At 68.1% G+C, this 23,824-nt stretch carries 28 protein-coding genes; 12 read left to right on the top strand and 16 right to left on the bottom strand.

The window, feature by feature from the left end; all coding sequences use genetic code 11:
* The first annotated feature begins 45 nt into the window (after positions 1-45).
* On the top strand, positions 46-399 hold the full coding sequence (locus tag AAC997_RS00855; RefSeq protein WP_340643803.1) for a DUF4118 domain-containing protein: 354 nt from the start codon (positions 46-48) through the stop codon (positions 397-399).
* Positions 400-718: 319 nt separating this feature from the next.
* A complete protein-coding gene (locus AAC997_RS00850; protein WP_340643802.1) occupies positions 719-1,459 on the top strand; it encodes a thioredoxin family protein in 741 nt (246 codons plus the stop codon).
* On the opposite strand, the gene AAC997_RS00845 is transcribed toward AAC997_RS00850, so the two are convergent.
* Positions 1,456-2,133 (bottom strand): nitroreductase, encoded by a 678-nt coding sequence (locus AAC997_RS00845; protein ID WP_340643801.1) that lies wholly within the window; start codon positions 2,131-2,133, stop codon positions 1,456-1,458. The two genes, AAC997_RS00850 and AAC997_RS00845, sit on opposite strands and share 4 nt — an antisense overlap.
* 93 nt (positions 2,134-2,226) lie before the next feature.
* The gene (locus AAC997_RS00840; RefSeq protein WP_340643800.1) at positions 2,227-4,395 is read right to left on the bottom strand and encodes a TonB-dependent receptor; all 2,169 of its coding nucleotides are present in this window, start codon (positions 4,393-4,395) and stop codon (positions 2,227-2,229) included.
* Positions 4,396-4,502: 107 nt separating this feature from the next.
* On the opposite strand from AAC997_RS00840, the gene AAC997_RS00835 reads away from it, so the two are divergent.
* The 3 genes from AAC997_RS00835 (at position 4,503) to AAC997_RS00825 (ending at position 6,879) form a co-directional block, all read left to right on the top strand.
* Complete coding sequence (locus AAC997_RS00835) at positions 4,503-4,961, top strand: helix-turn-helix domain-containing protein (RefSeq protein WP_340643799.1); 459 nt, start codon at positions 4,503-4,505, stop codon at positions 4,959-4,961.
* Positions 4,962-5,055: 94 nt separating this feature from the next.
* Positions 5,056-5,748, top strand: coding sequence for a hypothetical protein (locus tag AAC997_RS00830; RefSeq protein WP_340643798.1), 693 nt, complete (start codon positions 5,056-5,058; stop codon positions 5,746-5,748).
* Positions 5,749-5,916: 168 nt separating this feature from the next.
* A complete protein-coding gene (locus AAC997_RS00825; protein WP_340643797.1) occupies positions 5,917-6,879 on the top strand; it encodes a zinc-binding alcohol dehydrogenase family protein in 963 nt (320 codons plus the stop codon).
* A gap of 11 nt (positions 6,880-6,890) precedes the next feature.
* Here AAC997_RS00825 and AAC997_RS00820 read toward each other — a convergent pair whose 3' ends face one another.
* Genes AAC997_RS00820 through AAC997_RS00795 form a run of 6 tightly spaced genes read right to left on the bottom strand, consistent with a single transcriptional unit; the run spans position 6,891 to position 10,282 of the window.
* Positions 6,891-7,655, bottom strand: a complete 765-nt coding sequence (locus tag AAC997_RS00820) for a YkgJ family cysteine cluster protein (RefSeq protein ID WP_340643796.1) — start codon at positions 7,653-7,655, stop codon at positions 6,891-6,893.
* A 24-nt stretch (positions 7,656-7,679) separates the two neighbouring features.
* Positions 7,680-7,955, bottom strand: coding sequence for a hypothetical protein (locus AAC997_RS00815; protein WP_340643795.1), 276 nt, complete (start codon positions 7,953-7,955; stop codon positions 7,680-7,682).
* Positions 7,956-7,992: 37 nt separating this feature from the next.
* Positions 7,993-8,295, bottom strand: coding sequence for a hypothetical protein (locus AAC997_RS00810; RefSeq protein ID WP_340643794.1), 303 nt, complete (start codon positions 8,293-8,295; stop codon positions 7,993-7,995).
* Positions 8,296-8,335: 40 nt separating this feature from the next.
* Positions 8,336-8,881 carry a carboxypeptidase-like regulatory domain-containing protein gene (locus tag AAC997_RS00805; RefSeq protein ID WP_340643793.1) on the bottom strand — a complete coding sequence of 182 codons (546 nt, stop codon included), beginning with the start codon at positions 8,879-8,881 and terminating at the stop codon, positions 8,336-8,338.
* Between the two features lie 19 nt (positions 8,882-8,900).
* Complete coding sequence (locus AAC997_RS00800; protein WP_340643792.1) at positions 8,901-9,350, bottom strand: carboxypeptidase-like regulatory domain-containing protein; 450 nt, start codon at positions 9,348-9,350, stop codon at positions 8,901-8,903.
* Positions 9,351-9,355: 5 nt separating this feature from the next.
* Positions 9,356-10,282, bottom strand: coding sequence for a CsgG/HfaB family protein (locus AAC997_RS00795; RefSeq protein WP_340643791.1), 927 nt, complete (start codon positions 10,280-10,282; stop codon positions 9,356-9,358).
* Between the two features lie 499 nt (positions 10,283-10,781).
* On the opposite strand from AAC997_RS00795, the gene AAC997_RS00790 reads away from it, so the two are divergent.
* From AAC997_RS00790 to AAC997_RS00775, 4 genes are all read left to right on the top strand, one after another.
* The gene (locus AAC997_RS00790) at positions 10,782-11,180 is read left to right on the top strand and encodes a PRC-barrel domain-containing protein (RefSeq protein ID WP_340643790.1); all 399 of its coding nucleotides are present in this window, start codon (positions 10,782-10,784) and stop codon (positions 11,178-11,180) included.
* Between the two features lie 117 nt (positions 11,181-11,297).
* Entirely contained in the window at positions 11,298-12,734 is a 1,437-nt protein-coding gene (locus tag AAC997_RS00785; protein WP_340643789.1) for a L,D-transpeptidase family protein, read from the top strand.
* A gap of 54 nt (positions 12,735-12,788) precedes the next feature.
* A complete protein-coding gene (locus tag AAC997_RS00780; RefSeq protein ID WP_340643788.1) occupies positions 12,789-13,121 on the top strand; it encodes a hypothetical protein in 333 nt (110 codons plus the stop codon).
* A gap of 234 nt (positions 13,122-13,355) precedes the next feature.
* A complete protein-coding gene (locus tag AAC997_RS00775; protein ID WP_340643787.1) occupies positions 13,356-14,129 on the top strand; it encodes an alpha/beta hydrolase in 774 nt (257 codons plus the stop codon).
* Here the strand turns inward: AAC997_RS00775 and nhaA are convergent.
* Together nhaA and AAC997_RS00765 are read right to left on the bottom strand one after the other, a co-directional pair.
* Entirely contained in the window at positions 14,099-15,454 is a 1,356-nt protein-coding gene (nhaA, locus tag AAC997_RS00770; RefSeq protein ID WP_340643786.1) for a Na+/H+ antiporter NhaA, read from the bottom strand. The two genes, AAC997_RS00775 and nhaA, sit on opposite strands and share 31 nt — an antisense overlap.
* Positions 15,455-15,467: 13 nt before the next feature.
* Positions 15,468-15,944, bottom strand: coding sequence for a PAS domain-containing protein (locus AAC997_RS00765; protein ID WP_340643785.1), 477 nt, complete (start codon positions 15,942-15,944; stop codon positions 15,468-15,470).
* Positions 15,945-16,209: 265 nt separating this feature from the next.
* On the opposite strand from AAC997_RS00765, the gene AAC997_RS00760 reads away from it, so the two are divergent.
* Positions 16,210-16,617 (top strand): DUF302 domain-containing protein, encoded by a 408-nt coding sequence (locus AAC997_RS00760; RefSeq protein WP_340643784.1) that lies wholly within the window; start codon positions 16,210-16,212, stop codon positions 16,615-16,617.
* Between the two features lie 104 nt (positions 16,618-16,721).
* Here AAC997_RS00760 and AAC997_RS00755 read toward each other — a convergent pair whose 3' ends face one another.
* Both AAC997_RS00755 and AAC997_RS00750 read right to left on the bottom strand, forming a co-directional pair.
* The gene (locus tag AAC997_RS00755) at positions 16,722-17,453 is read right to left on the bottom strand and encodes an extensin family protein (protein ID WP_340643783.1); all 732 of its coding nucleotides are present in this window, start codon (positions 17,451-17,453) and stop codon (positions 16,722-16,724) included.
* 161 nt (positions 17,454-17,614) lie between these two features.
* Positions 17,615-18,169, bottom strand: coding sequence for a carboxymuconolactone decarboxylase family protein (locus AAC997_RS00750; protein ID WP_340643782.1), 555 nt, complete (start codon positions 18,167-18,169; stop codon positions 17,615-17,617).
* A 74-nt stretch (positions 18,170-18,243) separates the two neighbouring features.
* Between AAC997_RS00750 and AAC997_RS00745 the strand changes: the two genes are divergently transcribed.
* Complete coding sequence (locus AAC997_RS00745; RefSeq protein ID WP_340643781.1) at positions 18,244-18,585, top strand: helix-turn-helix domain-containing protein; 342 nt, start codon at positions 18,244-18,246, stop codon at positions 18,583-18,585.
* A 214-nt stretch (positions 18,586-18,799) separates the two neighbouring features.
* On the opposite strand, the gene AAC997_RS00740 is transcribed toward AAC997_RS00745, so the two are convergent.
* Both AAC997_RS00740 and AAC997_RS00735 read right to left on the bottom strand, forming a co-directional pair.
* Positions 18,800-19,345 (bottom strand): N-acetyltransferase family protein, encoded by a 546-nt coding sequence (locus AAC997_RS00740; protein WP_340643780.1) that lies wholly within the window; start codon positions 19,343-19,345, stop codon positions 18,800-18,802.
* The gene (locus tag AAC997_RS00735) at positions 19,342-21,426 is read right to left on the bottom strand and encodes a S9 family peptidase (RefSeq protein WP_340643779.1); all 2,085 of its coding nucleotides are present in this window, start codon (positions 21,424-21,426) and stop codon (positions 19,342-19,344) included. The genes AAC997_RS00740 and AAC997_RS00735 overlap by 4 nt, the downstream gene beginning before the upstream one ends.
* Positions 21,427-21,595: 169 nt before the next feature.
* Between AAC997_RS00735 and AAC997_RS00730 the strand changes: the two genes are divergently transcribed.
* On the top strand, positions 21,596-22,426 hold the full coding sequence (locus tag AAC997_RS00730) for a serine protease (protein WP_340643778.1): 831 nt from the start codon (positions 21,596-21,598) through the stop codon (positions 22,424-22,426).
* 46 nt (positions 22,427-22,472) lie between these two features.
* On the opposite strand, the gene AAC997_RS00725 is transcribed toward AAC997_RS00730, so the two are convergent.
* Both AAC997_RS00725 and AAC997_RS00720 read right to left on the bottom strand, forming a co-directional pair.
* Positions 22,473-22,922, bottom strand: coding sequence for a MaoC family dehydratase (locus AAC997_RS00725; RefSeq protein ID WP_340643777.1), 450 nt, complete (start codon positions 22,920-22,922; stop codon positions 22,473-22,475).
* Positions 22,923-22,991: 69 nt separating this feature from the next.
* Positions 22,992-23,681, bottom strand: coding sequence for a methyltransferase domain-containing protein (locus tag AAC997_RS00720; protein WP_340643776.1), 690 nt, complete (start codon positions 23,679-23,681; stop codon positions 22,992-22,994).
* Between the last annotated feature and the right edge of the window lie 143 nt (positions 23,682-23,824).

Here is a 23,824-nt window from a genome sequence, read left to right as displayed (position 1 = left end):
GTTCCGCAGGCGGGTAGGGTCTCGGCGTGCAGGCCGTCCGACACCATGGCGCGTGATCCTCCAACCGCAGCCGCAGCGCGTGTCAGGCTCGTCCTGCGCTACTCCGCCGCCATGGGGCTGGTGGCCGCCGCCAACCTGGCGGGCCATCTGGCCGCCGGCCGCCTCAACGGCGCGGACCTCGCAATGCTGTTCCTGCTCGGCGTGCTGCTCTGCGCCCTGGGCTTCGGGCTCGGCCCCGCCCTGCTCGCCGCCTGCGCCGCCGCCCTCAGCTACAATTTCTTCTTCCTCAGCCCGCGGCTGACACTGGCGATCGAGCGCCCCGGCGATCTGCTCACCTTCGTGGTCTTCTTCGCCGTGGCCCTCTCCACCGGATGGCTGGCCGGCCGGGCCCGGGATTAGGCCCACCGGGCCGCGCGGCGGGCCGGACACCTGGAAGCCCTGTTCGAGGCCAGCCGCCGGCTGTCGGCGGCCGCCACTCCGGTCGAGGCCGCGCGGGTGCTGGCCGACCAGGCCGCAGCCTTGGCGGGCCGGGCGGCTATCGTCATGCTGCCCCAGGCCGGGTCCATGCGCCTGGCGGCCGGGCCTGAGGGCCTCACGGACCTGTCGGAGGCGACCCTGGCCGCCGCCCGCCAGGTGTGGGACTCCGGCCTCGCCTGCCCGTTGTCGGGAACCCGCGACCTCGGACGTCCTTGGAGCAGAGGATCACCGGAGCCCCACGATGAGAGCAGAATCCGTCACGCCCGCCATTGTCAGCAGAGACGCCTGGCTGACCCAGCGCCTCGACCTGCTCGCCCGCGAGCGCGAGCTGACCCGTCACCGCGACGCCGTGGCCGCCCAGCGCCGCGCTCTGCCGTGGGTGGCGGTGGAGACCGACTATGTGTTCGACACCCCGGCCGGCCCCAGGCGCCTGGCCGAGCTGTTCGACGGCCGCTCCCAGCTGGCGGTCTATCACTTCATGCTGGCGCCGGGCTCGGACCATCTCTGCCCCGGCTGCAGCTTCCTGTGCGACCACGTCGACGCCGCCCGCCGCCACTTCGAGCACGGCGACCTGACCTTCACCGCCATCTCCCGCGCACCCCTGGACGAGATCGCCGCCGTCAAGCGTCGGATGGGCTGGACCTTCGACTGGGCCTCGTCTGGGGCGACCAGTTTCAACGCCGACTATGGCGTCTTCTACACCCCCGAACAGGTGGCGGCCGGCCGGGCGGACTACAATTATGGGACCACGCCGGGCTGGGCGGGCGACCTCCACGGCCTCAGCGTCTTCGCCAGGGATGAGGCCGGCGCCGTCTTCCACACCTATTCCCAGTACGCGCGCGCCTCAGAGACCCTGCTGGGCGCCTTCAACTGGCTCGACCTCACGCCGAAGGGGCGCAACGAGGGCGAAGGCCCCATGAACTGGGTCCGCCTGCACGACGAATACGACGACGCCCCAGCCCATACCTGCTGCTCGAGCTAGTCACCGAAGCCCACAAACACCGTCGCCTCGGCCACCGCCTTGCGTTCCGACACCACCGCATTGGCCGGGAAGTCGTCGTCGGGCCAGCCCAGCGCGATGGACTTCATGATCACCTGATCCTCGGCGATACCGGCATGCTCGCGAACCACCGGCGACTGCATGATGCCCTGGCTGTTGATCACCGCGCCCAGGCCGCGCGACCAGGCCGCGTTGACCAGGGCGGTGGTCACCGCGCCGCAGTCGAAGGGGGTGTCGTCGCTGCCGTCCAGCACCTTGTCATAGGTCACGATCACGCAGACCGGCGCGTCGAACTGCCGGAAGCCGCGCAGCACCCAGTCCTGGCGCATGTCCTTGTCGTCGCGGGCGATGCCCATGGCGGCGAACAGCTGCTTGGCCACGCCCACCTGGCGGTCGCGGTGCTGGCCGGCGAAGGCCTGGCCCTGGCGGAACTCCCGCGACTGCGGCACCCCGGCCACCATGCGCTCGGTGTTGCCGGCGCGGATCTTGTCCAGCGGCTCGCCGGTGATGATGTAGAAATTCCACGGCTGGGTGTTCATCGACGACGGCGCGCGCATCGCCAGGCCGATGATTTCCTCGATCAGCGCCTTGGGAACGGGATCGGGCTTGTAACCGCGGATGCTTCGGCGACCGAGGATGACGTCGTCAAACTTCATGAGGGATCCTTGAAATGGATGGCGCGGTTTCAATCGCAAGAGAACTGTCAGCTTTCGGCCGCCAAGCCAATATCCGACTCTGGATCGGCCCGGTCAGAACCTTCCCGACACCACGAAGCCCACCGTCCGCGACCCTTCGGGGCCGCCCAGTGACGTCCGGTCTTCCACCCGCTGCACCACGCCCGAGGCGCGATCGGTCTGGAAGAAGGTCCGGGTGCGCGCTTCGGAGGCGACCAGGATGTTGTTCACAAACAGCCGGACGGTCACCGGCTTGATCGCCGTGGTCTCGAAGAACAGGTCGAGCCGGGGTTTCTCGCGGACATACGCGATGATCTCGGCCTTCCGGTATTCCTCGCGCCCGGCCCATTGGAAGAGCGTCGCGCCCCAGGCCGCCGAGATGTCGGGCAGGTTCTGGCGGAAGTTCACCAGATAGGCCCAGTCCTTGTTGCCGGCGTTCAGCGTGGCCGAGCCGGTAGGGGTCCCTTGACGCTCCAGGGGGATGGAGAACGACCGGCGTTCCCTGGTGATGGGATCGGTCACCCGGGTCTGCTGATAGAGGCCGCTGACCCGCAGTTCGGCGTTGGGCAGGCCCACCTGGGCCAGCGGGATGGTCGCCCGGGCCTCAACCCCGGCCCGCGTGCCGGCGCCGATGTTCCCGTAGGCGTCCAGGCCGCCCACCACGACCAGGTCGTGGACGTCCTCAACCCAGTCGGCGAAGACCGCGAGCGTCAGCGCCGCCTTCCTGTCGAAGCGGCGTTCCAGCTCCAGCCGCGACTTCCAGGCCCGTTCCGGAACCAGGTCGGGATTGCCCTGGATGGTGGAGGTGTTCAGGAAGTCCACCGCGCTGCTGAACTCCGCGAAATCGAGCTGGGCCACATCGCGCTGCAGGATCAGCCGCACGGTGGTGCGAGGATCAACCTCATAGGTCGCCGTCAGATGCGGCTTCAGATAGCTGAAGCTCCGCTCCTTGCTCTGATCGCCGGTCTGGGTGATCCGCGACACCTCGAAATTGGCCCCGGTCTCCACCGACAGCTTGGGGGTCAGGGCCCAGATGTCGGTGGCGTAGACCTCGCCCCGCAGCTCCTCGACCCGCGCGTTGGCCACCGCCAGCGGCACGCGAACCGGGGGACCGCCTTGCGGCTGGTTGATGATGTCCAGCGAGGTGTCGCGGAAATTGAAGGCGCCCTCGCCGCCGAACTCCACGGTATGGGCGTCGCTGGCGTTCCACTTGACCTGCACCCGGCCGATCCGCTCGCCGGTCAGGGTCGAGCGGTCCTGGGTCCGCAGCGTCTGGCTGGCGGGCGCGGTGAAGATGTCGAAGCTGTCGAGCTGGTCGACGCTGGTGCGCGACACCAGTCCGATCAGCTTGACGGTCAGCGTCTGGCCGAACCGGTGTTCCCAGTCGCCGCCGAACTCGGCCGAATAGTTGTTCTGGTACTCGATCGTGCCGGCCAGGGAACTGCGCAAGGCCCCGTTGGCGGCGGTCTCCAGCTGAACCGACTCCGACCCGTTCCAGACCGGAACATATTGCAGGTTGAGATTGACCGAGTCCGCCGGCGTGGGCCGCCAGCGCAGGCCGGCCGATCCCTGGAGGCTGCGGTTTTCCGCCTGGCTCACCTGATAGCGCGACCCGGTATGGACGCCTGTGCCGCTGCTCAGGCGCTCGCGGACCACCCCGCGACCCAGGGTGTTGGGCGCCTGGATGTCCAGGGCCAGCACGGCCTTGGGTCCCAGCGACACGGTGCGTGAGGCCTGCAGGGCCCAGCCGATGCGGTTGGAGTACTGGATGTGCCGCAGGCCGGCGACAAAGGTCGTGCCGGCGTCGGCCCGCGCCGCCTGGTTCACCACCACATTGACCACCTGGGACTGCCCGCGGATATCGATGGCGGCGTTGCTGCCCGACAGCAGTTCGATCCGCAGCACGCTGCCGGCCGGGATGCGCTTCAGCAGTTCGGAGGGTGCGGTCTTCGAACTGGGCCGCTCGCCATTGACCAGCAGGTTGCCCGCGGTCGCCGCGAAACCCCGGCGGTCATCGCCATCGCGAAGTTCGAACCCCGGCACGCGGGCCACCATGTCGGCCGCCGTCACCGGGTTGTACTGAGCGAAAAAGGCGGCGGGGAAGGTCGCGCCGGCCTCGGAGGTCTCGCCGCGCCCGGCCGGCGCCTGCGTCTGGGCCAGGACTGGCGTCGCGACGACGCAGGCCAGGGCGAGGCACGACGCTGCCGAAAGCCGTCTCAACGCGGTTGGTTTCTGACGGACCATGATCGCCTCCCCATTTACGAGTCTACTTTTTGTACTCACAATGGGAGGCGTTTCCAGCGGGGTCAACGCGCGTCTTGACCGCCCCCTCGGAAACGGAGGAAAAGCCCATGCGGTGGGATGAGCTTGCGTTCGATGACTGCCCAATCGCGCGGACCCTGTCGGTGATCGGCGACCGCTGGAGCGCCCTGATCCTGCGCGACGCCCTGCGCGGCGTCACCCGGTTCGACGGCTTCCAGGCCCGCCTTGGCTGCAGCCGGGAAATGGTGTCGCGGCGGCTGACCAACCTGGTGGAGTCCGGGGTCCTGGAGCGCAAGGCCTACCAGGCCCGCCCCGAACGCTTCGACTACCTGCCCACCGACAAGGCCAGGGCCCTTGGGCACGTGCTGATGATGATGGCCCAGTGGGGCGACGCCTGGCTGCCGACCCCCACCTCGAAGCCTCTCGGCCGCCGCCATAAGGCCTGTGGCCACACCTTCCGCCCGACCCTGGTCTGCTCGGAATGCCTGATCCCGCTGGAGCCGGGCAGCATCGACTATTTCGACCCCACCGCCGCTCGCTCGACCTGACCCAGCATCTCGCCGTGCAGGCCTCGGTTCGCAGCTTCAGATTGCGTATCAACATCCCGCACGCTAGCCTTCGGCTCGGTCATGGGGGCTCGAAATGGCGACGCTGGTCTACAACAACGCGGGTAAGACCCGGAACAAGAAGCTCAAGCCACAGCTTGAACGGCTGCTGACCGACGCCGCCGAAGCGTCGGGAATCGACAAGGTGTCGGTGACCTCGGGCGGCCAGGATTCCCTGGGCGCGCCGAACGCGCGGCGGACCGGCTCCACCCGTCATGACAATGGCGAGGCCGCCGACATCCAGTTGCTGGACCGCGGCGACGTCCTGGACTTCGACGTCCAGCGCCAGCGGTTCGAAGCCTTCGTCACCGCCGCCGCCAGCCTGGGGGCCACCGGCATTGGCGCCGGGGCGGCCTATATGGGCACCAAGACCATCCATGTTGGGTTCGGGACCAAGCTGGTCTGGGGCGCGGGCGGCAAGGCCGTGAACGCCCCGGCCTGGCTAAAGGTGGCCGCCGCCAAGGGGTGGGGTCAGCCGCCCGCCGCCGCTGCCATCGCCAAGGCGCGGATCGGCCGCAACACCGTGATCGCCCGCAACGGCCTGAAGCTGCGTGGCGGCCCTGGCGAAAACTTCACCCACAGCGTCCTGTTGAAGGCCGGAACCGAGCTGACGGTCACCGCCTTCTCGGGCGCGGGCGGTGAGTGGGCCCTGGTGGATCTCGACGACGACGGCCTGCTGGACGGCTTCGTCTTCGCCGCCTACCTGACCCCGACTGACGCGGTGGACTAGCGGCGATGAAGCGACGCGCGGGACGGGGCCGCAGGCTCCTGTCCCGGGTATCGCTCCCGATGTTCCTGTATCCCGTTATGTCCGCCCAAGGCTCGGCAAGCCGTCACCGTTTCTCTATGCCTAGGTACGCCCGCGCGAGTCGGCGGTGGCGGACAGCGGAGACAGGCGATGAAGGCGGCGGTTTACAGCAGGGGCGGTCCTCCGGAGGTTTTTCGCTACATCGAGGTCGCCGATCCGACGCCCAAGCCGAACGAGATCCTGATCCGCAATGAAGCCATCAGTATCGAAGGCGGCGACCTCACCAACCGCGCCTATGCGCAGGCGACCGAGCGGGACCACATCGTCGGCTACCAGTCGGCGGGCGAGGTGTTGTGGGTCGGCCCCGAGGCCGGCGACTTCGCGGTCGGCGACAAGGTCGCGGTGACCGGGACCCACGGCTCCCACGCCGAACTGCGGGCGGTCAGCGGCCGCACCGCCTGGAAGGTCCCCGAGGGCCTCGACCTCAAGGTCGCCGCCACCATCCCCATCCCCTTCGGCACCGCCGACAACTGCCTGAGCCACTACGGCCAGCTGAAGGCCGGTGACACCGCCTTCATCCAGTCGGGCGCCGGCGGCGTCGGCGTGGCCGCAATCCAGATCGCCAAGCGGGCCGGCGCCCGCGTCATCGCCACCGCCTCCTCCGACGAGCGCCTGGCCGCGCTCTATCCGCTCGGCCTCGACCACGGGATCAACTCGTCCACCGCCGACGTGGTGGCGCAGGTCATGCGCCTGACCGACGGCAAGGGCTGCGATGTCACCCTGGACGGCAACGGTGGCCGCTCCCTGCAGCAGTGCGTCGCGGTCCTCGGCTGGAAGGGCCGCGCCACCTTCATCGGCGTCACGGCGCGGGAGGACATGAAGATCGACGTCCGCTCCCTGATGGCGGGCAACCGCGCCCTCATGGGCTTGGGGCTAGGCCTGGAGATGGGGACCAGCCGCGTGCGCCAGATGGTGGGCGAGTACATGGCCGCCATCGCCGCCGGCGACTACCAGGTCCAGATCGACCGCAGCTTCCCCCTGGCCCAGGCCGCCCAAGCCCACGCCTTCATCGAAAGCCGCCAGGCTGTGGGGCGCGTGCTGCTGATCCCGTAAGGCGTGGTGGCCTACAGCCGCCCCAGAACATCGGCCAGAATCTCCGGTCCCGTCCGATCCCTCGGCGAGGGCGGGGCGGACTGGTCGAAGACCAAGGCATGGATCAGCGGCAGCCAGCCGTCGCGCAGGTCGGACTTGAGCACGGCCAGGGACGGGTCGCCCTCCAGGACCAGTTTTTCAATGCCCTCGGCCGACAGGGCGCGGCAGTGGTCGGGGGACGAGATCACCAGGTATTCGCGACAGGACAGCGGCCGGTCGGGATGGATCGAACAGGCCTCGTCCACCAGAAACGGGCAGGGGACCCCCAGCTTGAAATAGTCGCGGCCGGCATTGATCCGGCGCACGTCCGGCTCGGTCATGCCTTCGAACAGGTCGGTCGCCGACACGGTCGCCACGGCGGCGTCAAAGCGCGCCCGCACCTCGCTTTGCCGCGGCTCGGGCATGGCGTCCACCACCCGCGCCAGGGCCCGGGCCTCGGCCGGGGCGATCGGCACCAGCTGACGACAACAGGCGCCGCAACCTGCCTGGCAGGACACCGATCGGCCAGCCGCCGTGGCCTTGGCCGCCGCCCGCGCCGCCAGCAAACTGCTGAGGCCCTGGAAGATCGGCAGCACATCCTCCACCGCGACAGGTCCGGCGGGGACGGTCAGTTCGAAGGCCACCGGCTCGCCCCCCAGCACCAGGGTGGCGGCGCCGGTCGCCAGCGGACCCTGGTCAGGGTCTCCCGCCGACAGCCGTACCGGCGCCATCGGCGGATACTTGTCCTGGGTGGTCACGGCCAGGGGCTTTGACGCTCTGACCTAGCGGCCGCCCGGCGCGGCCGTCTTCGGCAGCTGGCACATGGGGATGCCCTTGACGTCCACCACCTTGCCGCTCTTGTGCGCGCAGGCTTGGCGTGAGTTCACCGTATCAAACTTGATGTAGATGTAGTCGATCTCGACCTTGGAAAAGTTGAGGCTGGTCCCATCGGCCTTCGGCGCGCTCGGCTTCGGCGCTTCCGCCGCCTGGGCGCCGACGACGACCACGCCGAGATCGAAGACCAGGGCGCCGGCCAGGATGAGGGCGGGTGTTTTCATGATGCGGATCCTTGTGAAGGTTGCGCCGGGGCGCGGGTCATCTGGCGAGGGGTGTGGAGGAGAGTTGGCAGATCGGGGAGCCGGCGACGTCGATGACCTTGCCGTGCTTCAGTTCGCAGCCGGTCTTGGCGACGGCGGACCGGTCGATCGCGTAGCCGGAGATGAGCACGTTCTCCATCTTGATCTTCAGGTGTTCTATGGGCTTTTCACCGGCCTTGCGAACCGTGAGGCCGGGGGCCGCGTCGGCGCTCTTGGGCGCCTCCGCCGCCTGGACGCCGACGACCAGGACACCGAGGTCGAAGGTCAGGGCGCCGGCCAGGATGAGGGCGGTCTTGTTCATGATGCGGATCCTTTCATCGATGCGGCAGTTCGGTGGCGATCTAGCGAGGAGCGAAGGTCACCAGGCCCTGATAGGTGAAGGCTTGGCCGGGCTTGAAGGTGTAGCGGCCGCCGCCCTGGCCGCCGATGCCGTTGACCGGGCCGCTCGACGGCGGGGGCAGGAGCAGCTTGAAGGTGACGCCCGGGGCCGCCGACTTGCCGGGCAGGGGGAGACGCTCGGTCGCCACCGGCTCGGCCCGGCCGCCGGGCGGCAGGACGCCGATCTGGAAGACGACAAACGACCGCTCGGCCGCGATGGTCCCGCCGCTGCTGTTGACGGTCGCCCGCGTCATGCCCTCGCCAGACAGGGTCACCTGATAGGGACCGGGCTGCAGGTCCTTGAGGGTGAAAGCCCCGTTGCGGTCGGTGATGGCGGACCGCGCGAGCCGACCGGCGCCGTCGCGCACATCGACCACCACCGGCTTGCCGACGCCTCTCTGGGCGTCCTGGTCGATGTGGTCGCGGTTGGAGGCCTCGGCGGCCAAGGCTGCGGAGGCGAGGCTGGCCAGGGCCAGCGCGCCCAGGGCGGCGAGGATCGAGGATTTCATTCTCTGGTCTCCTGCGGCGTCATCGCTTCTGGTTTCCCCAGCGGTCGAAGATCGACAGCTCCAGGCTAATCCGTCCGCCGTCCCTGGCCATCGGGATCACCAGCCGCTTGCCGGCCTCGTCGATGGCGTAGGCCTTGCCGCCCTGACCGCTGGTGTTGTTGAACAGGTAGTTCTGCACCCGCAGGGTGGTGACGTCGGCGCTGATCCGCAGGCGGGCCGGGCCTGGCAGCCCGGAGGTGTTGGGCATGACGACGACATAACGCCCGGCCTTGAGGTTGCGGAAGGTCACCGCGCCCTTTGCGTCGGTCACCGCCCTGGCGACCGTGATCGCGCCAGGGTCTCCCTCCAGGACGATGTCACGGCCCGGAATCGGATCGCCCTGGGCCGCCCCGGCCTGGGGCGCGGCCAAGAGGGCCAGGGCGGCGCAGGCGGCGCCCAGGGTGGTGTGTCTGGAGATCATGATGGTCATCGTGCCTAGTCCAGTTTCAACAGGTCGGCCCGGGCCGGAGCCCCGCCGCTGACCACGCTGGCCGTCGACAGGCGCTCGCGCACGGCGTCGATCCGCACCGTGCCGATGCGCTCCACCTCGACGTCGAGCACCGCGCCGGTGGAGGGGTCGGTGAGCACCTTGCCCTGGCGATAGACGGTCAGGACCGTGCCGGCCTGGACATTGCGGTCGGCGCCGGCGTTGACATAGACGCGGCCGCCGTCGGCGCTGACCACCTGGGCTGACCAGGGGATGTTGTGCATGCCGGCCGCGATCATCTCGACAGCCTTGGCGATCGCATCCTCCCCGGCCTGGCCGATCGGGGTGTTGTGAAAGGCCCCGGCGCCGGCCGTGGCGCCGGAGAAGGGATTGATCACCCCGGCGTCGGCGCTCGACGATCTGGCCGTTCCCTGGGCCTTGGATGTGGAGATCACCTGACCCGTGCTGGTGTCGATCATCCGCAGGGAGATTTCCATCACCGCCTTCTGACTCTTCAGCCCGGCCCGGCCGGCCAGCATCGAGCCCATCGGGCCGCCGAGCGACATGGAACTGCCCCCGGCGTTGGCCTCGTACTTGGTCACCGCCCCTCGGATGATGGCGCTGGCCCCGATCAGCCCGCCGCCCGCCGCCGCGGTCTCCGGCTTGACGCCAGCCAGAGCCTGCTCAGCCTGCACGCTGGCCAGCCCCGGCCGCTCGACGACGACGAAGCGGCCATCATTGGCCAGGGCCTCGGTCAGCATGGCGGTCATGCCGTCGGCCGTCACGGTCCCGCCGACCGCGTCGGTGGCCTGGAAGGTGTCGACGGCGATGGTCTTCTTGAGCCCCGTGAAGGGCGCCCGCGGTGGGTCGGCCGCCAGGGCCGGGCTGTGCAGGGCCGATGTGGCCAGAAAAACGCTCGCGAATGCCTGAAGCATTCCTCGTTTGGAAATACTCATCATCATCTCGACAGGTGACAGGAAAGCGGACGCAAGAAGCAGGCGTTGGACTAAAGTCACCGCCGAACCAATATTAACGCCATCCATCCTTTCTCCACATCGGACCGGGTGTCCAGTGGAAATCTAGGAGCTCGAAGGAATCGCCTCGGCCAATACTTGGGGCGTTGGTTCAGGGGTTCAATCTAGAATTGCGCCGACGCTGGCGGGCGCAGGTCATCCCTCGCGTCTCATGGGTCGAGGGCCAAAGTTATACTTTAGATACCCCAAATGATGTGATCGCACTCTGCGGTGAAAATCGCGCGCGTTTCAGTTTCTCTGAGATAATCCGTCGGCCGACTTCGGTAATAACGCGTTTGTCATTCTGCAAGCCGCAACCAAATCGCTTGTCGACCGCTCTCGTTTTACTCAATGCGGGAAGCGACATCGATGGAATACGCCATCTGTCTGACGTGCCCGACAGATCACAAAGGACAAGAACATGACGACCCAAGCAATGGCCAAGCCTGTGGACGACGCCGAGATGGCGCACCCCCTGATCCCCGCCCAGCGGGTGAACGGCGCGGAAGTCTACAATCAGGCCAAGGAAAAGATCGGCAAGATCGAAGACATCGCCATCGACAAGCGTACCGGCAAGGTCGCCTACGCGATCCTGAGCTTCGGGGGGTTCCTCGGCATGGGGGACAAGCACCAGCCGCTGCCATGGTCAGTCCTGGACTATGACACCGATGTTGGCGGCTACGTCGTGGACATCACCCAGGAGTTCCTGACCCTCGCCCCGAAGCTCGACGTTTCGGAGCTCAGCGGCTGGGACGACACCATGAACCGCGATGCGTTCCACACCTACTACACCCCGCTGGGCGCTAAGCCGTACTGGTAGGACGGGCCAATCCCCATGGGTCGGCCAGGGCGCTCGTCCTCCCGCAGAACCGTCCTCCTCGGTGTCGGTCTGTCTCTGACAGCCCTCGGCGCTCGCGCCTTTGCCCAAGCATCCGGTGTGAGGCATGGCCTCGGGGATATAGGTGCGAGCCAGGTCGATCTGGGCTCGGCGAGCAGCGCCCTGCAGCGGCTCTATGGCGCGCAGGGCGGCACGCTCTGGTCGGCCCGGACGGCGGCTGCCCTGCGGAGCAGCCTGGGCGGCGCCAGCGCTCACGGACTTGACCCCCAGCCCTATCTTGCCGTGATCGACGGCTCCAACTCTGCGGCTGACCGCGACCTGAATCTCAGCCGGACGGCCCTGGCCTACGCCAAGGCGCTGGCGACGGGCCTGGTCGACCCTACCGATCTCTTCGACATCTACACGCTCGCGCGAGATGAGCCCGACCTGGTCGAGGGCCTGAAAGGCGCCTTGGCGGGGGAGCGGTTGGCGTCCTGGTTCAGCAGCCTTGCGCCGCAGGGTCCGCACTATCTGGCGCTCTCCGCAGCCTATCTGGAGATGGTCGGACGCTCAGGCCAATCCGAACCGGCCCCGATCCCCTCGGGCCCCCTGATCCGGCTCGGAGATATCGATGCCCGGCGCCCCGCGATCGTCGCAGCCCTGGGCCGCGAACGCCAGACACCGGCCGCCGCGCCCGATCAGGCCAATGTCTGGACCCAGGCGGACGCGGATCTGCTCAAGATCTACCAGCGCGCCCGGGGGCTGGCGGAGGACGGCGTCGTCGGCCCAAACACCCTTGCCCTGCTGAACGCCTCTCCGCGCGACAAGGCGCGGCGTCTGGCGGTCAATCTTGAGCGGCTGCGATGGCTGCAGCGGGCGCCGCCGCCAACCCGTATCGACGTCAACACCGCCGCCTCCACCCTCAGCTATGTCGTCGACGGCCAGGTCGCCTGGACGACCATCGTGGTTCCCGGCCGTCCGGGACACGAGACGCCCCAGCTCCAGGCCAGCTTCGAACAGCTTGTCGTCAATCCGCCCTGGTACGTGCCCGCCTCCATCGCGCGCCGCGAGATCACGCCGAAAGGTCCGGGCTACCTGGCCCGCAACCACATGCGACGGGTGGGGGGGCGGATCATCCAGTCGCCCGGTCCGTGGGCGGCGCTGGGCGAGGTGAAGTTCGACATGCAGAACCGTCACGCGATCTATCTGCACGACACCCCGTCGAAGGGGGTGTTCTCGCGCAGTCAGCGTCATCTCAGTCACGGCTGCGTCAGGGTCAAGGACGCGGTGGACTTCGCGCGCCGGCTCGCCGCCAGCCGTGGGAATGGCGCCCGTTTCGACCGCATCCTGGCCTCCGGACAGACCGGTGTCGTGCCGCTTGGCGCGGCGATCCCGGTCCGCCTGATCTATCTGACCGCCTTGGTCGACGATGATGGCGCCGTGACCTTCCGGCCTGACGTCTACGGCTGGGATGTCCGCGTCGCCAGCGCGATGGGCCTCACCCCGCCCACTCAGGAGGGGGTTGAAGCGATCACCGCCGCGCCCCTGGGGCCGTAGGTTTTCGAAGGACGGTCCGTCGGCGCGCCACCTCACTTTGGAGAATGAATTGAAATGAACGCTGCCTTTGACACGGTCTCCCTGACGCCCTTGAGTGGTGGGAGAGCCTCGGACATCACCTTTCTGGTCGCGCGAAGCGCCAGCGTCTGGACGGTCACGAAGGACGACAGGTTCTATGGCGACTATCTGAAGGAAGAGGACGCCAGAGCCTCCGCCCAATGCGCCGTCGCGGACATCCTGGCGAAGGGCGGAGAGGCGAAGGCCTGGCTGCTTCCGGCGTCGCTGACCGGCGAAGCAAGACTTCCCATCGCCCTTGATACCGGCGCTTGCCGCAGCCCGTCCCGTTATCCGGTTCCCGAGGCCGCGACGGACACCTTCCACGATTAACAATGATAGGCGCCGCCTCGGCGGCGGAATGGAGACTGCCATGTCGCGCGACACCTCAGCCAAGCCAGACGCACCCAAGGGCGTTGCGCCCACGAGCGACCCAAAGACGCGAAACCTCAATCGCTGGGTCAATGAAGGCGGCGCGACGGTCGACGATCCGCCATCGACCCGTAAGGAGGACGGCCCCGACCCCGCCCCTCCGAAACCCTGAGCTGCGGTTGGGGCGCCGGATCCATGGCCAGCCGCAAGTTTGACTTCGAGAACGCCGCCGGGCGACAGCTTTCGGGCGTGCTGGAGGCGCGAAAAGGTCCAGTGCGGGGCTGGGCCGTCTTCGCCCACTGCTTCACCTGCGGCAAGGCGTCCCTGGCGGCGACCCGCGTGAGCCGGGCCTTGGCGGCGTCCGGAATCGGCGTCCTTCGCTTCGATTTCACCGGCCTGGGAGAAAGCGATGGCCGCTTTGGCGGGGGGCTTTCGGCCGACACCCAGGATGTCGTCTCCGCCGCGCGCGCGATGCAGAGGGAAGGCATGAGCCCTCAACTCCTGGTGGGCCACAGCTTCGGCGGCGCCGCGGTGCTCGCCGCGGCGTCGGACGTCTCGAGCGTCAAGGCCGTCGCCGTCATCGGCGCGCCCTTCGCCGCCGACCACGTCTTGACCCACCTGGGACCCAGCCTCAGCGATGCGGCGCCGGGGACGCGCGTGCCCGTGACGATCAGCGGGCGGAAATTCGAGCTCGGCGCGGACTTTGTTCGCGACGTCTGCTCGCAGGATCAGGCGGCGCGCATCGCCGATCTCAAGCGAGCCCTGCTGGTCCTGCACGCTCCGACCGACGAGGTGGTCTCGATCGACAGCGCCACCGCGATCTTCGGCGCCGCCCGGCATCCGAAGAGCTTCGTGTCGCTGGACGACGCCGATCATCTGCTGACCCGCAAGGCCGACTCTCTCTACGTCTCGGCGGTCATATCGGCCTGGGTCAGCCGCTATCTGGGAGAGTCTTCCGCCGCGCCGTGACGGGCCCCCGCCGCAGTCCTGCCCACCACGAACAGCAGCCCCAGACCCGCGATCGCCGATACCACCGACCCTGCCAGAACCCCGAGCTTGGCCGAATTCAGGGCGGCGTCCTGGAAGGCGATCTGGGCCACGAACAGCGCCATGGTGAAGCCGATCCCGGCCAGCATGCCTGCGCCCAGCAACATGGGCCAGGTGACATCGCGCGGCTTGGCGCCGACCTTGAGAACCACCGCGAGCCAGGTGAAGGCCACGATGCCCAGGGGCTTGCCGACCGCCAGGCCGACGGCCGTCGCCAGGGCGATGGAATCCAGGCCCGTTGTGGCCGAGACCGCGATCCCGGCATTGGCCAGGGCGAACAGGGGCAGCACCAGGAAGGCGGTCCACGGGTGCAGCAGGGCCTCCAGCTGTTGCTGAGCCGAGAGGCTTTCCTTGGCGGCGCGGGCGAGCCGTTGATGGACGACTTCGGGCTTGGCGTTGGCAGGACCTTCAGGCTGCTCGGCCTTTCGTCCCCAATCCAGGAAGCTGTCGAACCGCGCCTCGTCCACCCACGGTCTGGCCGGCGTCATCAGTCCCAGGGCCACGCCGACCACGGTGGGGTGGACGCCGGACTCATAGACCGCCAGCCAGGTCAGCACCCCGACGGCCCAATAGGCGAGCTGAGCGCGGACCCCCAGCCAGCGCATCAAGGCGACGGTCACCAGACCACCGCCCCCCAGGCCCAGGGCCAGGAAGTCGATGTCGCGGCTGTAGCCCACCGCGATCACCAGGATCGCGCCGATGTCATCGATGATCGCGAGCGACAGCATGAAGATGTAGAGGCTATGGGGAATCCGGCGGCCCAGCAGGGCCATGCAACCCACGACAAAGGCGATGTCGGTGGCCATCACCGACCCCCAGCCGGCCGAGGCCCCGGGGCCTGACGCCAGGGCGAGATAGAGCGCCGCCGGCACGATCATGCCGCCCGCCGCCGCCACCGCGGGAAGGACCAAGGCGCCCGGGACGCTGAGCTCGCCCAGCACAAGCTCCCGCTTGATCTCAAGCCCGACCACAAAGAAGAACAGCGTGACCAGGCCGTCGTTTATCCAGTGACGCAGGGAATGTTCGAAGACGAAGCCGTCGATCCGCAGGCCGATGTTGACCTGCCAGAGGGCCTGGTAGCTGGAGGCAAGGTTCGAATTGGCGGCGAACATCGCCACGGCGGTGGCCAGCAACAGGATCAGTCCGCCGGACACCTCGGTGTGGATGAACCGCTGCACGGGCGTGACCACAGCGTCCACCGGCTCGGATGGGAATTGCGGGCGGTCAGGGCCCTCGACGTTGCTCAACGTGACGTCATGGCTAGGTCTCGATGATCTCGCGCACCCGAAGCGCCAGGCTGGTCATGCCGAGCATGCTCTGACAGGCCGGATTGGAGGTTTCGAAATAGCCCTCGGAACTCAGGGCGCCCAGCAGGTCTGGGCTGACCTGCCAGGTGACGCCGCGCGCCTGCGGGCGCTCGATGACCCGGCGCTCGAGTTCCGCATTCAGACGGCGAAGTTCCTCGTCGGCGTGGCGACGCGTCGTGACATCGTAGCCGTCGCAGAAAATGCCCGTGACCGCCCCGGCCTCATCGGTGATCGGCGCATAGATGAAGTCGAGATGGCGAATCTCCTCGGGGGCCTCGGGCTCACGCCGGTAGCGCACCTCCGCCCCGTGCGCCTGATAGGTCTCGCCGGTGGCGTAGACCTCGTCCAGCAACTGATAGAATCCCTGACCGGCAACGCTGGGGAAGGCGTCGCGGTCACCCCAGATGTCGGCCCAATCATGGCGCCGCATCGCGGCGCCCAGTTCGCCGCCGCCGTTCAGAAAAGGGGGACCTTCGATGGTGGCACGCTCTCTTAAAACACTGTCGCGACAAGCCAGGACAGGGGCGGGCGCAATAACCCAAAAGCCCTCCCACCCTGTTTGGTTGCCAACCCCAACCCAGATTTACGCCAAGACGGGGTTATGAAAAGCCGGGATCGCGCGGGCTGCACGCCATCTGGCAACCCTGGCGGCTCGCGCGGGTTGGTAGAGTCACTCGACGAGCAGGAGACTTGAGATGGGCTACTATTTCAGCAGAACGCTGCGTGCGCCGTTCGCGGACGCAATTGCGGCGACCCGCGCGGCTCTGGCGGACGAGGGCTTCGGCGTCATCACCGAGATCGACGTTCAGCAGACTCTGAAGACCAAGATCGGCGAGGACTTCCGGCCCTACACCATCCTGGGGGCCTGCAATCCGCGCATGGCCTTCGAGGCGCTGGAACTGGAAGACAAGGTCGGCGCCATGCTGCCCTGCAACGTCGTGGTGCAACAGCTTGCCGACGGCCGCTGCGAAGTGGCCGCCATCGATCCCGTCGCCTCCATGCAGGCCATCGACAATGCGGAGCTGAAGGTGAAGGCCGCCGCCGTCGGCGAAAAGCTCCGCGCCGCCATCGAAAAGATCGCCGAAACCGACGCAGCGGCCTAGGCGGTCGCGGCCGCGCATCTGTTCCAGCGCGCACCACCCACCTCAACCGCAATCCCCAGCCACAACATCGCCCGCGGTCCCGCGTCACCGTTGCGCCGAGGGCATCACCGGCAGGTCCGGAAGGGCCCCATGTCCAGGTGCAGGTGATCGCGGTGGGCGGCGTTGTAGTCCGGGCTCAGCGTGACCCGGAACACCCCGCATGCTCCGTTGCGCACCGCCCGCAGGAAGCGGCCCCGCGGGCCCTCGTCGCGGAAGTGGGAGGCGACGGTCACCCGGCGGCCGTCGCTTAGCCGAACACCGGCGAAATCGAAGGCGTTGGCGTGGGCATGTTCGCTGACCCGGCCCGCGCTCTGGCCATAGACGCGGCGGCAGGCATAGGTCCCGTAGTGGTCGATGGCCGCGATCTCGGCGCCCAGGATCGCCTTCGCCGCCGGGCGCAGCACCTGCCGGTTCCAGAGCGTGAAGGCCAGGGTCTCCTTGCAGGTCATCACCGGACCGGCGGGCGACAGTCCAGCGCCGCCCACCGCGCCGGCGTCGAGGACCGAGCAGAAGCCGTCGCGTCTTGCCGGCGCCTGCGCGAAGGCGACCTCACCCGCCGCCAGGGCGGCCCGGCACCGCGCCGGGTCGGCCGCGATCCGCGCCAACTTGCCCGACGTCGCCAGGCCGAGGGGCTGGTCGAGGGAGAAGGGCTTCCAGAAAAGGTCCTGCGGCGGCGCCGTCCGATCGACGACCATGAACAGCAGCACGCCCGCCAGCGCCGCATCCAGCAACACCGAGCCCAACCCCGCCAGGGCCCGAGCCTCGGCGGAGGGCGGCTTCAAGACGGGAAACCTCATCACCCCCAGGTTCCTCTACCGGGAGGAGGGCGTAATTGCGGTGGGGAGGGACTGTCAATTATGGTGACACTGTATGAAATAGGCCAACCCTACAGTCACCCGGACCGGCCGCGATTGTTGGCAACAAGCAATTTCATACAGCGTCCCCGTCTTCCGAAGCCTCACGCGCTCGCGAAGTCGGCGAAGCGGGCGGCGGTCGACTCGAGCGGCAGGTTCAGGCCGTTGGCGAGGTAGGCGACGGTCCGGTAGAATCCCGCCAGCAGCAGCACCTCCAGGATCTGGTCGTCGTCGAAATGTGCCCGCAGCTGCGCGAACTCGTCGTCGCTCAGCGTCGCCCGATCATGCAGGGCGTCGATCGTCGCCAGCAGCGCCCCCTCGCCGGGCGTCCACCTAGAGGGGTCCAGCGGATAGTCCAGCGTGGCGGCGATTTCGGCCGCCGCCAGCTTGGCGCCCTTGGCGAAGGCCGTGATGTGGACGCCCCACTCGTACTCGCAACCGGCCCGGGCGCAGGTGCGATTGATCACGATCTCCCGCTCGCGCAGGCTGATCAGCCGGCCGTCCAGCAGCGAACCCGCCCGGAACTTGCGCCAGGCCCGATCGCTGCTGGCCAGGGTGGTGAACAGCACCAGGGGCGGCGCGCCGGGTGGCATCACCTGGTCAAAGTGGGCCTGGACTTCGGCCGGGTAGGGGGCCGGGAGAGGGGCGATCCTTGGCATGGGTCATGGCTTCCGCTATCAAATGAATAGCGACCATATGCTATTAAAACGATAGCGATACAAGGGCGGGTGACATGGGTGAGGCTTCCGAGACGCCGCGGGTGGGAGACCGCCGCGCGATCATGGCGCTCCTCGACCTGCTGGGGGGGCGCTGGACCCTGAGGATTCTCTGGGAACTCCGCGCCGGGCCGCTTTCCTCCCGCGCGCTGCGAACCGCCGCCGGTGACCTGTCGCCCACGGTGCTCCAGGCCAGGATCAATGAATTGCGCGACGGCCAGATCGTCGCGCTCGGGCCGGAGGGCTACGCCCTGACCCCGCTCGGAACCGAACTCCTGGACGCCTTCCGCCCCCTCTACCTCTTCGCCGACCGCTGGGCCCGCAAGGTCACCCTGCCGGCGGACCCCGTGGGACCCTGACCGTCAGGTGTCGGCGCATGTCGGCGGCGCATGGCGTCCCTGTCGTGGCCGGCGTGTGGGGCCTGGGCGTGGGGCTGGCGGCGCAGACCGCCCGCAGTTGGGTGGGGACGTCGCTGCCGTCGCGGTCCTCGTCGACCCTCCACGCGACCCCGCGCCCCCGGTCCTCGATCAAGAGGCCCTTATCTTCCCTCCGCGACCACCGGCATGTGCGCGATCAGTACCCGGTGAGGGTCAGGCCGCCGGCGGTCGGCGGGCTGGTGTCGCCGCCGTTCAGCGGCTTCTGCATCCAGACGGTGTCCACCCAGCGGCCATGCTTGAACCCAACGCCGCGGCAGACCCCGGCGGGCTCGAAGCCGAGCGAGGTGTGCAGGCCGATGGACCCGGCGTTGCCGCTGTCGCCGATCACCGCCATCACCTGACGCAGACCCAGCGCCTCGCAGGCCCCCAGCACCTGGGTCAGCATCGCCTTGCCCACCCCGCGGCCATGGGCGTCGGGGGCCACATAGACGCTGTCCTCCACCGTGAAACGGTAGGCCGCGCGGGGGCGGAACAGGCCGGCATAGGCAAAGCCCAGCACCTCGCCGTCCGCCTCGGCCACCACGTGCGGCAGGCCTCGCTCGACGATGGCCAAGCGGCGCGCGGCCATCTCCTCAGCCGACGGCGCGACCTCCTCGAAGGTGCCGAAGCCGTGCAGGACGTCATGGCCGTAGATGGCCGCCAGGGCCTCGGAATCTGTTGCCTGCGAAGGCCTGACGATCATTCCCAACCCCTGTCCACAGCCCAGATGGCGAAGGCGTAGTCGAGCGCGATCTCCTTGAGGAAGTCGAACCGCCCCGAGGCCCCGCCGTGGCCGGCGTCCATGTTGATCTTGAGCAGGATCGGGGCCTCGGCTGTCGAGAACTGCCGCAGCTTGGCCACCCACTTCTCCGGCTCCCAATAGGTGACGCGCGGGTCGGACAAGCCCCCCGTGGCCAGCACCGGCGGATAGGGCTGGGCGGCGACCTGGTCGTAGGGGCTGTAGGCGGCGATGGTGTCGTAGGCGGCTTCGTCCTCCAGCGGATTGCCCCACTCGGGCCACTCCGGCGGGGTCAGGGGCAGGGTGGTGTCGCTCATGGTGTTGAGCACGTCGACGAAGGGCACGGCGGCGATGACCCCGGCCCACAGGTCAGGCCTCAGGTTGGCGATGGCCCCCATCAGCATCCCGCCCGCCGAACCGCCATAGGCCACCATGCGGCCCGCCTTGCCGTAGCCATTGGCGTCGAGGTGCTCAGCGCAGGCGATGAAGTCGGTGAAGGTATTGGGCTTCTTCGCCTTGCGGCCGTCCAGGAACCAGCCCCACCCCTTGTCGGAGCCGCCGCGGACATGGGCCGTGGCCCAGATCCATCCGCGGTCCACCAGGCTGAGATTGCGGATCGAGAAGCTGGGCTCCATGGCGTGCCCATAGGCGCCGTAGCCGTAGAGCAGCAGGGGCGCCGAGCCGTCCAGGGGCGTGTCCTTCAGCATCAGGACCGTGATCGGCACCTCCGCCCCATCGGTGGCCTTGGCCGTCAGGCGCCGCGCGACGTACTTCGCCGGGTCATGGCCCGAGGGGATTTCCTGGGTCTTGCGCAGGGTCCGCTCGCGGCTGGTCATGTCGTAGTCGAACCACTGCCGGGGCGTGGTGGGGGACTGGTAGATGAACCGGGTCGCCGTGGTCGCGTACTCGTAACCACCGCTGAGCGAGAGGGCGCAGGCCTCCTCGTCGAAGGCGATCTCATGCTCGCCGCCATCCCGCGCCATCACCACGATGCGGTCGTTGGCGTTGACCCGCTCCAGCCGCACCAGGTGGCCGGCATAGGCCGCGAAGCCGGTGACGTAGTGGCCCGGCTGGTGGGCGACGAAGTCGGTCCAGCTGGCCTTGGCGGGGATCTCGGCGGTGCTGGTCGCCAGCTTGAAGTCCACCGCCTCGTCGTCATTGGTGCGGATCACCCAGCGGTCGGTCCAGTGGTCCAGTTCGTACTTCACCCCCACCCGGCGCGGCTCGGCCACGAGGGGCGGGCGGGTCGGATCGGCGGCCGGGATCAACCAGATCTCGGTGGTCTCCTGGTTGCCCACATGCACCACGACGTGGCTGTCGTCCGAGGTGGTCCCGACGCCCAGGAACATGCCCTCGTCGGCCTCCTCATAGACCAGCACGTCCTCGCCGCCGCGCGCCGGACGCCGGAAGACCTTGGAGGGCCGGGCGTTCTCGTCGCGCCAGATCCAGAACAGCCACTGGCTGTCGGGGGAGAAGGTGAAGTCGCCATAGGCGCTCTCGATCTCAATGGGCAGGGTCTCGCCGGTGGCCAGGTCCTTCAGGCGGATCGTGTAGTACTCCGAGCCCTGCTCATCGGCGGCCCAGGCGTAGAGCCGGTGGTCAGGGCTGTGATGGGCCGCGCCGACCTGGAAGAAGGCCTTGCCCTTGGACAGCGCCTCCTCGTCCAGCAGCACGACCTCGCCGTCGGTGCGGCCGCGCGGACGGCGGCCGTGGACCGGGTGCTCGGCGCCGATCTCGTAGCGCACATAGTAGTCCCAGGCGCCGTCGGAGGCCGGGACCGAGGAGTCATCCTCCTTGATCCGCCCCTTCATCTCGGCGAACAGCGCGTCCTGCAGCGCCTTGGTGGGCTCGTCCAGCAGGGCCTTGGTGTAGGCGTTTTCCGCGTCCAGATGCTCGCGGATGTCGGCCCGCAGCACCTTGGGATCGCGCAGGACGTCCTTCCAGTTGTTGTCCTTCATCCAGGCATAGTCGTCGACGCGCGTGCGTCCGAGCTGGGTGATGGATTTGGGCTCTCGCCTGGCGATGGGGGGTGTGGGACGGGTCATGCCCGTTAGATGGCCCACCGATAGGGCACGCTCAAGGCGTAACCCTTTGGCCACGCGGCAACATGGCGCAGAGGCTCCAGGGTAGAAGGCGCTTTGCGTTAACCACGATCTTAAGGAACTATCCCTCTAATTGGTTCCGTGAGTTGCGGAAATTTTGTCGGGGACGTCGATGGTCTATGACCTATCCGTGGAACTGATCCACGCGACGGTACAGGTGGAACAGCCTCTGGGCGACGGAACGCGAACCGTCGGCACAGGCTTTCTGATCCAGTCGCTGAGCCCCGACGGTCGGCCCCATACCGTCCTTGTCACCGCCAACCACGTGCTCTCCAAGATGCCCGGCGCCGAGGCGCGCATCGGCTACCGGATCGAGAACGCCGACGGTTCCTGGACCTATTCGCCCCAGACCCTGAAGATCCGCGACGCTGCGGGTCGTGAGCTCTGGACGCACCACCCCTCCCGCGACGTCGCCGCCATCTCGATCACCGCGCCGGACGAATTCGCCAAGGCCGCCATCCCGCTGAGCTGGCTGGCCGACGACCAGACCTTCGCCTCGCTGCAGGTGGGCGCGGGCGATGAAATGATGGCGCTCGGCTTCCCGCGCGGCCTGGCCGCCAACCGCGCCGGGTTCCCGATCCTGCGGGCCGGCCGGGTGGCCTCCTATCCGATCGCGCCGGCCAAGGTCTTCCCGACCTTCCTGCTGGATTTCAGCGTCTTCCCGGGCAATTCGGGCGGACCGGTGTTCATGGCCGACAACTCGCGCCGCCGCATCGGCGCCACCGAGACTCAACCGGCGCAGTTCATCGCCGGTCTGCTGACCCAGCAGGTCGAATTGAACAATGAGCGTCTGGAGATCGGGATCGTCACCCAGGCCAAGTACATCCGCGAGACCATCGGTCTGGTGGAAAACCCCTACGCCCCGGTGACCACGGCTTCCAACGAAGTCGTCACGGGCGCCCGGGCGGCCTCGGCCGAAGAGGCTGTCTCACCCGACTGGTAGGACGAGTTTCCTCCCCGCCTGAAGGCAGGGAGGAGTGTCGCGGCGCTTACGCCCCGTACAGCAGGGACAGGGTCTCGGCGATGCAGGCGGGTTTTTCCTCGCCTTCGATCTCGATGGTGCATTCCATGCGGATCTGGACGCCGCCGGCCTTGGCGTCGACGCCGATCAGCTTCTGGCGCAGGCGCACGCGCTTGCCGACCCGGACCATGTTCACGAAGCGAACCTTGTCGGAGCCATAGTTGATCCCGCGGGTCACACCCTTGACCGGCATCAACCCGCCACCCAGGAAGGGCAGCAGCGACAGGGTCAGGTAGCCGTGGGCGATCGGGCCGCCCATCTCACGGTTGGCGCGCTCCACATCGACGTGGATCCACTGATGGTCCCCGGTCGCCTCGGCGAACTGATTGACGCGCTCCTGGGTGATTTCCAACCAGTCCGAAACGCCCGTCTCTTGGCCGATCAGGCCGGGCAGGTCCTTGAATTCCACCGCGTTCATCGTTCAATCCCTCGTCTTTGAAACAGGTGTTCGACCTCTAGAGGGTGAGCGCCTCCAGGGAAAGTCACATCAGGCGACGGCCTCGGCCAGGAAGGTGGCGTAGACCCCGTCATGGGTGCGCCGCAGCAGGCGGAAGCCGGCGTCGTCGATCATCCGGGCCAGGATCCAGCCGAAGGTCGAGTGTTCCTCCCGCACATGGCAGGCCACCTCTTCACGGCTATAGCCGGTCTCGCGCGTCATCCAGCCGATCCAGCTCTCCACCGTGCGCGGGATGGCGTCCGGCGTGCAGTTGAAGGCCACGTCGCGGATGTAGATCTGGCCACCCGGCTTCAGGGCGTCGCGCATGCGGGTGAGCGCCACGGCCTTCCACATGTCGGGCAGGTGGTGCAGGGCGTTCTTGGTGATGATCAGGTCCAGGTCGCCTGAGGCCGGGAAGGTCAGGAAGCCACCGAGTTCGAAGGTGATGTTGGTCACCCCCATCTCCCGAGCCCGGGCCTTGGCGGCGTTCAGCATGGTGTCGGAGACGTCGATGGCCCGGACCGAGCGGGCCATACCGCCGGCGGCACAGGCCAGAAGCCCCGTCCCGCAGCCGATGTCGGCGAGCGCGGTGTCGCGGTTCACGCCGAGCCCTGAGAGCAGGGCGCGGTCGGCGGCCAGGTCGCCGCCCTGGCGGATGTCATAGGTCGCGACCTGTTGCTCGTCCTCGAAATCGAGGCCGACCTGCTTGAGGTCGTCGTACCACCAGTCGGGTTGGGTCATGTCTTGGTCTCCATCTGTGACGCGGATGGAGAAAGGGGTTGACCGATCCATCCGCAGGCTTGCGGGGGATCGGTGAGCGAAGAGGTCTGGTTAGACTCGCGCGCGCCCAATCCCCGGGAAGGGATTGGCTACTTTCTGGGCGA

Origin of the sequence: Phenylobacterium sp., from assembly GCF_037968635.1 — a bacterium.
Taxonomy (GTDB): Bacteria; Pseudomonadota; Alphaproteobacteria; order Caulobacterales; family Caulobacteraceae; genus Phenylobacterium.
Note: the sequence above shows the minus strand (reverse complement) of the source record. Positions and strands in the feature narration are given on the sequence as shown.